Origin of the sequence: Mesorhizobium sp. BR1-1-15 (assembly GCF_020165475.1) — a bacterium.
GTDB lineage: Bacteria > Pseudomonadota > Alphaproteobacteria > Rhizobiales > Rhizobiaceae > Mesorhizobium.
This window is the reverse complement of the sequence record NZ_JAIUIF010000002.1, coordinates 439,481-453,274: the sequence shown is the minus strand read 5'-3', so window position 1 is coordinate 453,274 and position 13,794 is coordinate 439,481. Positions and strand designations below refer to the sequence as shown.

15 protein-coding genes are annotated in these 13,794 nt (G+C 65.3%); 7 read left to right on the top strand and 8 right to left on the bottom strand.

Translation table 11 applies throughout. The annotated features are described in order from the left end of the window. Positions 1-25: 25 nt before the first annotated feature. Positions 26-283 carry a hypothetical protein gene (locus LB541_RS05845; protein ID WP_140496044.1) on the bottom strand — a complete coding sequence of 86 codons (258 nt, stop codon included), beginning with the start codon at positions 281-283 and terminating at the stop codon, positions 26-28. A 119-nt stretch (positions 284-402) separates the two neighbouring features. Here LB541_RS05845 and hemF point away from each other — a divergent pair, with 119 nt between their 5' ends. From hemF to LB541_RS05830, 3 genes are all read left to right on the top strand, one after another. Then, positions 403-1,317: an oxygen-dependent coproporphyrinogen oxidase gene (hemF, locus tag LB541_RS05840; protein ID WP_140496045.1), complete on the top strand. Its 915-nt coding sequence runs from the start codon at positions 403-405 to the stop codon at positions 1,315-1,317. Positions 1,318-1,626: 309 nt separating this feature from the next. Continuing rightward, positions 1,627-1,887 carry a DUF1344 domain-containing protein gene (locus LB541_RS05835; protein WP_140567094.1) on the top strand — a complete coding sequence of 87 codons (261 nt, stop codon included), beginning with the start codon at positions 1,627-1,629 and terminating at the stop codon, positions 1,885-1,887. Positions 1,888-2,102: 215 nt separating this feature from the next. Beyond that, positions 2,103-2,288, top strand: a complete 186-nt coding sequence (locus LB541_RS05830; protein WP_140496047.1) for a DUF1059 domain-containing protein — start codon at positions 2,103-2,105, stop codon at positions 2,286-2,288. A gap of 58 nt (positions 2,289-2,346) precedes the next feature. On the opposite strand, the gene LB541_RS05825 is transcribed toward LB541_RS05830, so the two are convergent. The 3 genes from LB541_RS05825 to LB541_RS05815 are packed head-to-tail and all read right to left on the bottom strand — an operon-like array spanning position 2,347 to position 4,884. Next, entirely contained in the window at positions 2,347-3,612 is a 1,266-nt protein-coding gene (locus LB541_RS05825; protein WP_140567097.1) for a CCA tRNA nucleotidyltransferase, read from the bottom strand. Further along, complete coding sequence (locus LB541_RS05820) at positions 3,609-4,241, bottom strand: CoA pyrophosphatase (protein ID WP_140524963.1); 633 nt, start codon at positions 4,239-4,241, stop codon at positions 3,609-3,611. Before LB541_RS05820 ends, LB541_RS05825 begins: the two co-directional genes overlap by 4 nt. Before the next feature lie 13 nt (positions 4,242-4,254). Then, positions 4,255-4,884, bottom strand: coding sequence for a DUF1285 domain-containing protein (locus tag LB541_RS05815; protein WP_140517010.1), 630 nt, complete (start codon positions 4,882-4,884; stop codon positions 4,255-4,257). A gap of 135 nt (positions 4,885-5,019) precedes the next feature. Between LB541_RS05815 and LB541_RS05810 the strand changes: the two genes are divergently transcribed. From LB541_RS05810 to LB541_RS05795, 4 genes are all read left to right on the top strand, one after another. Then, entirely contained in the window at positions 5,020-6,024 is a 1,005-nt protein-coding gene (locus tag LB541_RS05810) for an AAA family ATPase (protein WP_140496049.1), read from the top strand. Then, a complete protein-coding gene (locus LB541_RS05805) occupies positions 6,024-7,037 on the top strand; it encodes a DUF58 domain-containing protein (protein WP_140657067.1) in 1,014 nt (337 codons plus the stop codon). Before LB541_RS05810 ends, LB541_RS05805 begins: the two co-directional genes overlap by 1 nt. Further along, positions 7,034-9,856: a DUF4159 domain-containing protein gene (locus tag LB541_RS05800; protein ID WP_140879181.1), complete on the top strand. Its 2,823-nt coding sequence runs from the start codon at positions 7,034-7,036 to the stop codon at positions 9,854-9,856. Before LB541_RS05805 ends, LB541_RS05800 begins: the two co-directional genes overlap by 4 nt. A 63-nt stretch (positions 9,857-9,919) precedes the next feature. Next, positions 9,920-11,998 (top strand): hypothetical protein, encoded by a 2,079-nt coding sequence (locus tag LB541_RS05795; protein WP_140496052.1) that lies wholly within the window; start codon positions 9,920-9,922, stop codon positions 11,996-11,998. Positions 11,999-12,101: 103 nt separating this feature from the next. Here LB541_RS05795 and clpS read toward each other — a convergent pair whose 3' ends face one another. From clpS to LB541_RS05775, 4 genes are all read right to left on the bottom strand, one after another. Beyond that, a complete protein-coding gene (gene clpS / locus LB541_RS05790) occupies positions 12,102-12,407 on the bottom strand; it encodes an ATP-dependent Clp protease adapter ClpS (RefSeq protein ID WP_140496053.1) in 306 nt (101 codons plus the stop codon). Positions 12,408-12,507: 100 nt separating this feature from the next. Beyond that, positions 12,508-12,831: a hypothetical protein gene (locus LB541_RS05785; RefSeq protein WP_224618040.1), complete on the bottom strand. Its 324-nt coding sequence runs from the start codon at positions 12,829-12,831 to the stop codon at positions 12,508-12,510. Positions 12,832-13,042: 211 nt separating this feature from the next. Next, positions 13,043-13,276, bottom strand: a complete 234-nt coding sequence (locus tag LB541_RS05780) for a hypothetical protein (RefSeq protein WP_140496055.1) — start codon at positions 13,274-13,276, stop codon at positions 13,043-13,045. A gap of 38 nt (positions 13,277-13,314) precedes the next feature. After that, the gene (locus LB541_RS05775; protein WP_140556114.1) at positions 13,315-13,617 is read right to left on the bottom strand and encodes a hypothetical protein; all 303 of its coding nucleotides are present in this window, start codon (positions 13,615-13,617) and stop codon (positions 13,315-13,317) included. Positions 13,618-13,794: the final 177 nt, after the last annotated feature.

Genomic DNA, 13,794 nt, shown 5'->3' with positions numbered 1-13,794 from the left:
GTCCCCGTAAACAGGGCGAGGAATTCTAATCCGCCGCCGGCAGGCGCCTTATGGTGAATTCGATCAAATCGCCCGGCCGTTCGAACCAGCTTTCGATCTCGGTCCAGTAGGCCTGCTTGGGGAAGCGCTCGAACCATTCCTTTGCCTTCAGGCGGGCGTCCGAACGCGGCAGGACGAAGGTTTCGCGCAAAAATCCGTCGCGCGGCATGCGCGCACGTTCAGCCCGGCTTTGATCGAGCTTTTTCTTCAGGCCATCCAGCGGCGGTCTTGCCGGGGTGCGCACGAAGGTCTCCTTGCTCCGATCAGATCAGACTTGACCCTTTCCCCTAAGAGATTAGGGATCGCGCCGGCAAAAGACGAGTCATTTGTAGGGGCCGGCCGCCCCGAAACCGGAGACAGCACTTGGAACGACCTGAAATACCGGTTGGCCTGCCCGCCGACATCGAAGAAAAGAAGATGAAGGCACGGCTGTGGTTCGAGGCGCTGCGAGAACGCATCTGCGGCGCCTTCGAGCAGATCGAGCAGGATCTCCAGGGCCCGCTCGCTTCGTGGTCGCCGGGCCGGTTCGAAAGGACGCCGTGGGAGCGTGATTCCGGCAAGGGTGGTGGCGGAACCATGTCGATGATGCACGGCCGAGTCTTCGAGAAGGTTGGCGTCCACACCTCGACGGTTTACGGCGAGTTCTCGCCCGAATTCAGGAAGCAGATGCCCGGCGCCGAGGAGGACCCGCGCTTCTGGGCATCCGGCATTTCGCTGATCGCGCACCCTTGGAACCCCAACGTTCCGGCCGTGCACATGAATACGCGCATGGTCGTCACCTCGCGCCATTGGTTCGGCGGCGGCGCCGACCTCACCCCGGTGCTCGACCGGCGCCGCACACAGGACGACCCCGACACGACAGCCTTCCACCGCGCCATGCAGTTCGCCTGCGAGAAGAATGCCGGCGTCGCCGACCATGCGAAATTCAAGGCCTGGTGCGACGAGTATTTCTTCCTTCCGCATCGCAACGAGCCGCGCGGCACCGGCGGCATCTTTTTCGACTGGCTGCATTCGGGCGAGGACAAAGGCGGCTGGAATGCCGATTTCAACTTCGTCCAGGATGTCGGGCGCGCTTTTCTCGTGGTCTACGGCCATCTGGTGCGGGGTAATTTTAACGAGAACTGGACCGATGGCGACCGCGACGAACAGCTCATCCGTCGCGGCCGTTACGTCGAGTTCAACCTGCTTCACGATCGCGGCACCATCTTCGGCCTGAAAACCGGTGGAAACGTCGCCTCGATCCTCTCCAGCCTGCCGCCGGAGGCTCGCTGGCCGTAAAAAGATGGTGAGCGCGCCGTGAGCCGCATTGATGTCCCATTCGCTGCGAAATGGGCACCGAATGTGGCGCGGGAGCCGTCGCAAAGTTTCTTTTTCGTCTAATAGGCATCGGAAAAGACTAGGCTATTTGTCGGGACGGGTCGGGAAGCGCCGGCGGTTCGCCTGCGCAATTCCAGGAGTGCAGAGCGGTTCTCCGTTCGGAATTGCGTCAGAACGAAGCGGATCGCGACTCGACGCAACCGGACGGCCCAGGACGATGCGGGACACCTCTGCCAAAAGGGTGCCCGCGCTTTCCAGGAGTACTTCGCAATGCGCAAGATCATTGTTTCGGCCGCAGCGGCTGCCATTCTTGCTTCCGGTTCGGTGGCATTCGCCGCCGTCAAGCACACCACCGGCACGATCAAGACCTTTGATACGGCGTCCAAAAGCCTGGTTCTCGACAATGGATCGTCTTTTACGCTTCCCCGGACCTTCAAGGATCCTGGCCTGAAGGTCGGCGAGAAGGTCAGAGTTTCATGGGACATGAGCGGCAAGGATAAGGTTGCCGAGGCAGTCAAGATCATGAAGTGATGACCTGCCCATAGGGCTGGCGTAAGCGGGCGGAGCAGCGCTGCTCCGCCTTTTTGTCGTTGACGGCAATCAATGCCACCCCATCTGTGTTATGGTTTCACCCGCTCGTGGTCCAACCAGTCTCAAGGTCGGACAACGCGCCAAGAAGATGCGGAGTCCCTGCCGCCTTTTGCAGGACGGTCGACCGGACTCCATGGAGGAAAAGGAGAAATCCCATGAAGGAATTCCACTGCGGCTCGCTCGTTCCAGGTTGTGAATGGCACACGCGCGCCGAGGAGGAAGCCGAGGTCATGCGCCGTGCCGTCGAACATATGCGCGAGACGCATGGCGAGACGATCATCCGCGAAACGATGATCGAAGCGATCCGCTCGCGCATCGAGAAGGTCCGCGACGCGGCCTGATTTGGAGCAAGTTCCGGAAATCGCGGCGATTTCCGCCCGGATTGCGTTGACTGATGCTTTATCCGGCCTTCAGGGCCTGCGCGGCGCGCTTGAGCAGCGCGTCGCGATCGGGCCCAAACCCGGCATCGACCCATTCCGCTTCGAGATTCCTGAGGATCGCGCCGAGTTTTGGCCCGGGCATCCCCCCGATCGCCGTCAGATCGGCGCCCTTGAGCGGAAACACGGGCCTTTCCCATCTCAATGCGAAGGCGAGAAGTCGGGAAAAGCCGCCTGCCTCGATGAGCGCATCGGTCTGGTCCACCGCGCGCACCCGTGCCGCTGCGAGTGACAGGCGAAGCCGGTCGACGACCCCCTGCCGGTCGCCGCGGTAGAGCGTCTTGGCCAGTTCGCCTTCGGTCGTTTTCGGCGCGATCCCCGGCGTAAGCGCCCAGTCGCGCAAACGGTTTGCTTCCGCCGTCGACAGTCTCAGCCGCTCGACCAGCGTCTTCATGCGCGCCGCATCCGGCGGCACGATCGCCTCCAGCCTGAGCAGCGGGTCCGCGGTCCAGCCCAGATCCTTCTCGGCTCTGGCCAGGCCGTGGATCGCGTCGATGCCCCATTTCTCGCTTTCCGGCAGCACGCTGGTCAAAACGCTCGCCTGCCGCATCCACAACAGCGCGCGGGACGGATCGGCCGCCGACAACAGTTTCTTGAGTTCGGACCAGACGCGCTCGGCCGAGAGCTGCACGAGCCCTCCCTTCAGCCGGGCGCAAGCCTTCAGCCCCTCGGCGTCCGGCCGGCCTTCGCCATACCAGGCGAAGAAGCGGAAAAAGCGCAGGATACGCAGATAGTCCTCGCGGATACGCGCTTCCGGATCGCCGATGAAGCGCAGCCGGCGCCCCTCTATGTCGGCGACGCCGCCGACCAGATCGACGACCGTGCCGTCGGCTTCCGCGTAGAGCGCATTGATGGTGAAGTCGCGCCGTTCGGCATCAAGCTTCCAGTCTCGCCCGAACGACACCTTGGCGCGGCGGCCGTCGGTCTCGATATCCGCGCGCAGCGTGGTGATTTCATAAGGCTTGCCGCCGGCAATCACGGTGATCGTGCCGTGCTCGATGCCGGTCGGAACCGTCTTGAACCTCGCCGCCTCGGCGCGGCGGATTGTCTCCTGCGGTAGGCAGGTGGTGGCGATGTCGATGTCGGCGACGGGCTGGCCGATCAGCGTGTTACGCACCGCGCCGCCGGCGACCCGCGCTGCCTCGCCGCCGCTCGCCAGAATGGCAAGCAGGCGCTGCAGATGCTTGTCGCCGAGCCAGTCGGCCCTGTCAGCGATCGAGACCTTCACCCATAGAGCCTTTCATAGAGCGTGCGGATGATGCCCGCGGTGACGCCCCAGATGCGCCGGTCGCCATAGGGCATATCGTAGAAGAACCATTCGAGATCGTTCCAAATGCGGCTGTCCCTGATGTGGTTGGCCGGATCCATGAGGAAGCGCAGCGGCACTTCGAAGGCCAAGTCGACCTCCTCGGCATTGAGTGTCAACTGGAAAGGCGGCCGCACGATGCCCAGCACCGGCGCGATCCTGTAACCGCTGCCCGCGACATAATCGGGCATGCGGCCGATGACCTCGATATGGTCCCGGCCAAGGCCGATTTCCTCGAAAGCCTCGCGCAGCGCCGCCGCTTCCGGACTGGCGTCGGTCGGATCGATCGTCCCGCCGGGAAAGGCCACCTGCCCGGAATGGTTGCGCAGCGTCTCGGCCCGCTTGGTCAAAAGAACCGTGGCATCGTCCTGGTGATCGACGATCGGGATCAGCACCGCCGCTTCGCGCAGCGGTTTCGCCCGGTGGAGGCGCGGATGGCCTGGATTGAAGCGATGATCGCCATAGTCGTCGCCGGCATGCGCCTGCGGCTGCGCGGCAAAGCGCGCGCGCAAATCGGCAATGGAAAAGGGCGTCGGCGTCACCTGGTCCATCATGAACTGTCCGTCACGCGCTCAGCTGCCTCAGCCTGTCGGCCGGCATGATCGGATAGGCCTGGCCTTTCGAACGAACGGCAAACATCAACCTGCCGCCGATCTCGATCTCCTCGCCATGCTCGACCAGTTCGTACATCACCGGCCGCGCCACCAGCGCCTCCAGCCGCCCGCGCACCAGCACATAAGGCTTCAGCCCGCCGGTCTCGTGCTCGTCGACGAAGCGCAGCGGCCGCTCCGGTCCGGCCTCGACGACGTCGCCGACATTGGTGCGGAACGTGATGATCTGGCCCTCGCCGCTGCCCGAGACATCCATCTCGACGGCGATGAAGGGTGCGTCGGCGACGCGGATGCCGACCTTTTCCACCGGCGTCACCAGATAGGTCCTGCCGTCCGCGTCCTTGCGCAGCACCGAGGAAAAAAGCTGTACCAGCGGCATGCGGCCGATCGGCGTGCCGAGATAGAACCAGGTGCCGTCAGCCTTGATTTCCATATCCAAATCGCCGCAGAAGTCGGGATTCCAGCGCTCCACCGGGGCCGGCCCCTTGCCGGCGCGGGCCGCACGCGAGATCAGCGCCTCGAGGCCGCGCGCCTCGGTCGCGGCCGCCAGGCTTTGCTGTCTTTGTTCGGAGCCCTCTGCCATCGTCACGAAATAGTCACTGTTGTTGCGCTTGTCAGCCTAACTCTGTGATTTAAATTTGAAGGCAGGCGCCAGACGGAGCCGAATCGCGGCATTCTGCGTCAAGCTGGTATTTCCAACCACAAGGATCGATGCTGCATGAGCGTGATGGTCAAGGAAAGCCCGATCAGCGAAAAAGACATGATCGCCGAGGCCGAGAAGGCGCTGGCCGACATTTCTAGGGTCCGCGACGGGGTCGGTCGCATCATCTTCGGCCAGGAAAGTGTCGTCGAACGCGCTCTGGTGGCGCTTCTGGCCGGCGGCCACGCGCTGCTGGTCGGCGTGCCGGGCCTCGCCAAGACCAAGCTGGTCGAGACGCTGGGCATCGTGCTCGGCCTCGATTCGCGCCGCATCCAATTCACCCCCGACCTGATGCCCTCGGACATTCTCGGCTCCGAGGTGATGGAGCAGGACGAATTCGGCAAGCGCTCCTTCCGCTTCATTTCCGGGCCGATCTTCGCGCAGTTGCTGATGGCCGACGAGATCAACCGCGCCTCGCCGCGCACCCAGTCGGCGCTGCTGCAGGCCATGCAGGAGTATCACGTCACCATTGCCGGTGCCCGCCACGACCTGCCCTCGCCTTTCCATGTGCTCGCGACGCAAAACCCGCTGGAACAGGAAGGCACCTATCCGCTGCCCGAGGCACAGCTCGACCGTTTTTTGATGCAGGTCGACATCCTCTATCCCGAACTCGAGGCCGAGCGCCGCATCCTTTTGGAAACCACTGGGGTCGAGGACGCGAAGGCACAGAATGTGCTGCAGCCGGCGCGGCTGAGGGATATCCAGACGCTGATCCGCCGCATGCCGGTGCCTGAAAGCGTGGTCGAGGCAATCCTGGCCCTGGTGCGCTCGGCGCGCCCCGGCCAGGGCAACGCCGAAACCGACAGGCATGTCGCCTGGGGCCCGGGTCCCCGCGCCAGCCAGGCACTGATGCTGTGCACGAGGGCGCGCGCGCTCTATGATGGGCGGCTGGCGCCGTCGGTCGACGATGTGCGGGCTCTGGCCGAGCCGGTGCTCCAGCACCGCATGGCGCTGACCTTCGCCGCCCGCGCCGAAGGCACCAGCGTGCGCGATGTGGTGGCCAAGCTCGTGAAAGGGATTTGATGGCGCGCATCGGCGAGCTCCAGGCTCCGGCAGCGACGCGCGACGCGCTCGCCCGCGGCCGGTTGCGGGCTTCGCTCGTGCCCGACTTGCTGGTCGAGGCGCGCCGCATCGTCAACACCGTGATCGCCGGCTGGCATGGCCGCCGCAAGCGCGGCATCGGCGAGAATTTCTGGCAGTTCCGGCCCTATGTCGAAGGCGATTCCTCGCGCATCGACTGGCGCCGCTCGGCTCGCGACGACCACACCTATGTGCGCGACCGCGAATGGGAAGCTGCCCATACGGTGTGGCTGTGGGCCGACCCCTCACCGTCCATGCTCTACAAATCGACCGGTGCCGCCGTTTCCAAGCAATCGCGCGGCCTGGTGCTGGCGCTGGCCATGGCCGAGCTGCTGTCGCGCAGCGGTGAGCGCATCGCCTGGCCCGGCCTTACCGATCCGTTCACCGCCCGCAACGGCGCCGAGCGCATCGCCGCCCAGCTCATGCATGCCGGCGACTTGCCGGCCAAACCCGATCTCTCCGGCATCCGCCGCTTCTGCGACATCGTCATCGCCAGTGATTTCCTCGACCCGGTCGAGGAAACGATGGCCTGGCTCGACGTGCTCGCCCGCCATGGCGTGCGCGCGCATCTGATCGAGGTCGCCGACCCGGCCGAGGAGACATTCCCCTATGCCGGCCGCACCGAATTCACCGACCCGGAGAGCGGCGAGAAGCTGACCGCCGGCCGCGCCGAGATGCTGGCCGATGAGTATCGCCTGCTCTATGGCGCCCGACGCCAGGAACTGGCCAGCTGGTGCAAACGGCTCGGCTGGAGCTTCACCGTCAACCACACCGATCGGCTGGCTTCCGACGCCCTGGTACGCCTGCACATGGCGATGACGGATGGCGGTCAGCCCGGGCTGACCGCTATTGGCCACGTCGGCATGATCGCCGGTGGCGATCAGCCCAGGCCGATCGCTGGCGATCGTGGCGGCATGATCGCTGGTGGCGATCAGCCAGGAAAGGCCGTCGCATGAGCTGGCTGCCGCTTTCCTTTGGCGCGCCCATGCTGCTGTGGGGTCTTTTGGCGCTGCCGGTGATCTGGTGGCTGCTCAGGCTGACCCCGCCCAGGCCGCAGACCGAGGTGTTTCCGCCGCTGAAGATCCTGGCGCGCGTGCTGAAGCGCGAGGAAACCCCGCAGCAGAGCCCCTGGTGGCTGACGCTGCTCAGGCTGCTGATGGCGGCGCTCATCGTCGCCGCCCTTGCCGAACCGGTCTTCAATCCGCGCGAGAAACTGCCGGCCGAGGGCGCGGCCCTGGCGCTGGTCGTCGACAATGGCTGGGCAAGCGCCGCCGACTGGAACAAGCGCATCGCAACCGCCGAGCGGCTGATCGCCGACGCCGGTTCGAACGGCGTGCCGGTCATCATCGCCTTCACCGCCGAAAAACCCAATGCCGAGATCGGCCCCTTCGATGCGGCCGCGGCGCTCGACCGCCTGCGCGCGGCAAAGCCGCGGCCGATCCCGACCGACCGGCCGGCGGTCTACGCCCGCGTCGCCGCCGCCCTGGAGCGCCTGCCGGGCGCCAGCGTCGCCGTGCTGGCCGACGGACTGGCGGCGAAGGGCGACGAGGCCGCCTTCAACACGCTCCTGTCCAAAAACGCCGCCCGCGCCGTGTGGGCCGTTGCCGACCGGATGTCGCTGACCGGCCTGACAGGCGCCGAGAACGACGTCGACGGTTTTGCCCTCACCGCCATCCGCGCGCCCGGCGATGCGGCCCCGGCGCAAGTCACCGCTGGCGCCTTCGACGACAAGGGCCGCCGCATCGCCGATGCGACGCTGACTTTCGCACCCGGCCAATCCACCGCCACCGGCACCATGGCGGTGCCGTTCGAGCTGCGCAACGATTTCGCCTCGATCGCGCTCGATGGCGAGCGTCAGGCGGGCGCGGTGCGCGTGCTGGACGAAAGCTCCAAGCGCCGCCGTGTCGGGCTCCTGTCGCAGGCCGAGGCCGACCAGGCGCAGCCGCTGCTATCGCCGCTCTACTATATCAGGCGCGCGCTCCAGCCCTTCGCCGACCTGGTCGAACCTTCCAGCGCCGACCTGGCCGACGCCATTCCGCAGATCCTCGACCAGAAGCCGGCGATGATCGTCATGGCCGATATTGGTACCATTCCCGCACAGATCAGGCCAAGGCTCGTCGACTGGGTTGAAAAGGGCGGCACCCTGGTGCGTTTCGCCGGGTCGCGGCTGGCCGCCGCCGGCAATGACGACGACCTGCTGCCGGTGCGTCTGCGCACCGGCGAACGCTCGCTCGGCGGCGCATTGTCATGGACCACGCCGCAGCCGGTCACCGAATTCCCCAAGGCTGGCCCCTTCGCCGATCTGGCGCCGCCGACCGAGGTGACCGTTTCCAGGCAGGTGCTGGCCGAACCGACGCCCGATATCGTCGAGCGCACCTGGGCAGCGCTTGCCGACGGCACGCCTCTGGTCACCGGCCTGAAGAAGGGCAAGGGCACGCTCGTGCTGTTCCACGTCACGCCCGAAGCAACCTGGTCGAACCTGCCGATCTCAGGCAGCTTCGTCGAGATGCTGCGCCGCATCGTGCAGCTGTCGCGCAACCAGGGAGCCGCCATCGCCAATGCCGAAGCCGCCGCCACCTCGCTGGCGCCCTACCGCATGATAGCGGCCGACGGAATGCTGGTGCCGCCGACGCCGGATGCGCGCCCGCTGGTGCCGGGCGCCGGTACACTGCCGGTGACCTTCGAAAACCCGCCCGGCCTCTATGGCTCGGAAGCCGGCGTTTTCGCCCACAATTTGCTCGATGCGACAAGCACGCTTGCGCCGCTGGCGCGCCCGCAAATCACTGTCCCGGTCACCACAATTCAGTATGCCTTTGACGAATCGCGTAATTTGAAGGGCGCGCTGGTGGCCGCCGCGCTGGCGCTGATGGTGCTCGATACGCTGGCGGTGTTCTGGATGGGCGGCCTGTTGACGCGCAGGCCGCGCCGCGCTGCGGCCGTAACCACCATGGCGGCCATTCTGATCGGGCTCGGCGCGCTGTTCGGCCATGTCGGCCCCGCGCGCGCCGACGATGCCAAGCCTGGCGACACCGCCGCGATAGAGGACATCTCCAAGACCCGGATAGCCTATGTGCTGACTGGCGTGCCCGGCGACGATTCGATCAGTCGCGCCGGGCTCGAGGGCCTGACCCGCTTCCTCATCGAGAAGACCGCGCTCGAGCCGGGCGCGCCGGCCGGCGTCGACATCTCCAAGGACGAGCTTTCGTTCTTTCCCCTCATCTATTGGCCGATCGATCCGGCCGCAGCCATGCCCAGCCAGGCCGCGATTGCCCGTATCGATGCCTATATGCAGCAGGGCGGCACCGTGCTGTTCGACACGCGCGACCAGTTCGCCAACGGCATCGGCGCCGACTCGACCAGCCCCGCCACCGAGCGGCTGCGCGACATCCTCGGCAACCTCAACGTGCCGCCGCTGGAGCCGGTGCCGTCGGATCATGTTCTGACCAAATCCTTCTTCATTCTGCCCGAATTCCCTGGCCGCTTCGCCGGCAGCCCGCTCTGGGTCGAGGCATCGCTCGACGCCAGCAATGCCGAAAACCGGCCGGTGCGTACCGGTGACGGCGTCTCGCCGATCATGATCACCGCCAATGATTTTGCTGGCGCCTGGGCCGTCGACGAGAATGGCGACCCGCTGCTGCCGACCGTGCCCAACGATCCGATGCAGCGCATCTATGCGCTGCGCGCCGGGGTCAACATCATGATGTACATGCTGACCGGCAACTACAAATCCGACCAGGTGCACGTGCCCATATTGCTTGAACGGTTGGGCCAGTAAGATGACGCTCCTTCTTGCGCCCGCCCCGCGGATCGGCCCTCCCTGCAAGGGGGAGGGTAAGACGTGAACTGGTCGATCTCCTTCGAACCGCTGATCTCCTGGCCGCTGCTGGCCCTGGTGCTGGTGCCGCTGGCCCTGCTCGCGGCCGTCGGCCTGTGGTTTCGCCAGCGCGGCGCGGTCCTGCGCCTCGTCGCATTGCTGGCGCTCGCCGCCGCTCTCTTCAATCCGGTGTTCCTCAACGAGGAGCGCGAGCCGCAGCAAAGCGTGGTTGCCCTGATCGTCGACCGGAGCCAGAGCCAGGACATCGGTGAACGGACCAAACAGACCGACGAGGCGCTGGCCGGGCTTGAGCAGCGCCTCGGCCGCTTCAAGCAGTTCGACGTCCGCGTCGTCGAGGCCGGCAAGTCGGAAGCCGCCGAGGAACGCACGGAAACGCGGCTGTTCGGCGCGCTCGAAAACGCCTTCCGCGACGTGCCGCCCTCGCGCATCGGCGGCGCCGTCATGATAACCGATGGCGAAGTGCATGACGCACCCGCCGGCGCGCCTGATTTCAATGCCCCGCTGCACGCCTTGATCACCGGCAACGACCACGAGAAGGATCGCCGCATACGTTTCGAGAACGCGCCCCGCTTCGCCCTCGTCGGCAAGCCGCTCGATATGACCTATCGCGTCATTTCAACCAGCAACGAAACCGGGCCGGTCGATGTGCGCGTTTCGGTCAATGGCGAGCAGGTCGCTGTCGAGCATGCCACCGTCGGCCAGGCCATGCCGCTGCACGTGACCATTCCCGGCGCTGGGCGCAACATCATCGAACTCGCCATCGATCGCGAGCCGGGCGAGCTCACCGACACCAACAACCGCGCCATCGCGCTGGTCGACGGCATTCGCGAGAACCTGCGCGTGCTGCTCGTCTCTGGCGAGCCGCATGCGGGCGAGCGCACCTGGCGCAATCTGTTGAAATCCGACGCCTCGGTCGATCTCGTCCATTTCACCATCCTGCGGCCACCGGAGAAGCAGGACGGCACGCCGATCAACGAATTGTCGCTGATCGCCTTCCCGACGCGGGAACTGTTCGTCGAGAAGATCAAGGATTTCGACCTGATCATCTTCGACCGCTACCAGCACCGCGACGTGCTGCCGATCCTCTATTACGACTACATCTCCGAATATGTCGAAAAAGGCGGCGCGCTGCTGATTGCGGCCGGACCCGAATATGCCGGTGAAAGCTCGATCGCGCGCACGCCGCTGATGTCGGCGCTGCCGGCGATGCCGACCGGCGAGGTCGTCGACAAGGCGTTCTACCCACGCCTCACCGACATCGGCCAGCGCCATCCGGTGACGCGCGGTCTCGACGGTTCTGCCAGCGAGCCGCCGCACTGGAGCCGCTGGTTCCGCACCATAGGCGTGCAGAATCCCGAAGGCGAGGTGGTGATGAAGGGGGCCGACAACCGGCCGCTGCTCCTGCTCGACCGCAAGGGAGAAGGCCGCGTCGGCATGCTTCTGTCCGACCAGGGCTGGCTGTGGGCGCGCGGCTTCGAAGGCGGCGGCCCGCATGTCCAGCTCTACCGCCGCATCGCCCACTGGCTGATGAAGGAGCCAGAGCTCGAGGAGGAACGGCTGACCGCCGACGGGCGCGGCATGGTGCTGGAAATCCGCCGCCAGACCATGGCCGACGACCCCGGCCCGGCCCAGATCATTACGCCCTCCGGCAAGACCATTACCGTCAAGCTCGAGAAATCCGAACCCGGTGTCTTCCTGGGCAGCGCCCAGACCTCCGAGATCGGCCTTTACCAGGTCGGCAATGGCGACCTTACCGCGCTCGCCCATGTCGGGCCGGTCAACGCACCCGAATTCGCCGACGTCGTTTCCACGCAGGACCGGCTGAAGGCTCCCGCCGAAGCCACCGGCGGCAGCGTTCGCAGGCTTGCGGGATCGACCCTTGGAGGCGGCGACGTGACCTTGCCCTCGATCGTCCCCGTACGGTCCTCGGGCGAAGCGTCCGGCGCCGACTGGATCGGCCTGCGCACCACCGACGACAGCGTACTCAAGGCGGTCTCGCGCGTGCCGCTGTTCGGCGGCTTCCTCGGTCTCGGCCTGCTGCTGCTGGCGATGGGTTCGATGTGGTACCGCGAAGGGCGGTAGCTTCCTTCTCCCCGTCACTATACGGGGAGAAAGACGCTGTCGCGGATGGTTTCGCCAATTATCGGCGTTGCGAAGGGAGCCAAGGCTATGAAGGAGCCCTGCTCTACTCCTCCGGCTCCGTCGTGAACATCAGCGGATAGCCCTTGGCCTTGCCGGCGTCGGTGGCCCGTGTCGCCTTTGTCTCGGCGACGTCCTTGGTGAAGACGGCGACGACGCAGACGCCGCGCCGATGCGCCGTGATCATCACCCGATGCGCCTGGTCTTCGCTGAGCTTGAACTCGCCCTTCAGCACCGTCACCACGAATTCACGCGGCGTGAAATCGTCATTGAGCAGGATGACCTTGTAGAGCTTCGGCCGCTCGGTCTTGGGTAGGGTCTGCGTACGGGGTTTTGTCGTGATTTCAGGCATGGGAACCGGCAATTGCGCGAGCCTCGGCTACGCCCCTATTTTCGCACGGGCGAAAGCGAGCGTCCAATCACAGAGCTATGTGGGAAGTGCGGCCCGCGGTTCAACGGCCCTGGCGGCCGAAGCCGCTCCGGGAGGGCAAGTTTCCGGCAGCATCCGACCGGCGTTCCATCCAGGATGCGACCGGCCAGGCGACGACGCAGATCAGCGTCACGCTGGCAAGTGCGATGAGCAGCCAGGTCTGCGCGGGCGTGATGTAATCCCAGTCGGTGGAAATCACAGGCGCGAACAGTGACGGCTCGGTGCGGCCGCTGGCCGCATCCGGCACGGGACTGGCGGTGAACAGGATCATAAGCCGGGCGGCGCCGGTGGCGACCAGGCTGCCGAACACGATCGAGCGCAGAATGGACGAAAGCCGCCTCTTCATGCGGATTGTCCTACGGCGCCGGCCTTGCAATCGGGTTAAGGCCGATCGAGACAAAGCCGCCGGCGCCGGCTTCGGCCACATCGTTCGGACCTGTCCGTTCGCTTCACTGCCGATACACGGCCTTCGGCTTTTTCGGACAGGAAGAAGGCCGCTCCAGCAAAACGCGACTGGAGCGGCCTTGTCATAAGGCAGGCAGTGTGCCCGACCTGGATTAAGCCTTCGGAGCGACCTTCTTGTCGGTCTTCTTGACAGTCTTCTTCGCCTTCTTGTGCTTCTTGGCAACGACCTTCTTCACCGGAGGCTTGGCGGTCGTGGTCGCCGGAGCGGTGGTCGTCGAGGAAGCAGCCGGAGCGGCGGTCGTGGTGGCAGCGGCGTTGCCGAGAGCCGGCATGGCGAAGGCGAGAGCAACGGCGAGACCGGTGGCGGAGAGGATGGACTTTTTCATGGCTTCATTTCCTTTTCATGCGGGTCGGGTTTCGAGTGTCACTGAACCGGGTCGTTCGGTGTCACCCCCAGCAACTTCAAAGCGTTGGCGAGCATCCGGATACCCTGTGCCTGTTTCTTGGCGGCGCAGTACCGGTTGCCCTTTCTCTGAAGTGCCTTTGCCGCGGTGACCTGCGTTGCCGTGGCATGGGTTTCGAGGGCTTCATCGAATTGGTGGCTGAGATTGGCACACCGCTCGGTCCGGGTGGTGGGCGTCACTTTTGCATCCGATTGTCCAGCAGCGGCTGTGACGAGCGAAATGCCCATCAACGCACCCAACAAACTGATCGACAACCTTGGCATCGGTTAATCCGTGAACCCGGAGACTTGCGTCGCGGCCAAATGACCTGACCGCCACGGCACCGTTATGCCGGCCTAGTTTTTCAGGAGTTTTTCCCGATTATAGAATTTTGTTTCTGGATTGTGTCTGTGCGCCCCGGGGGGAGGCCTCCAGCGCATTCGGTGTGGAGATTGCCAGAT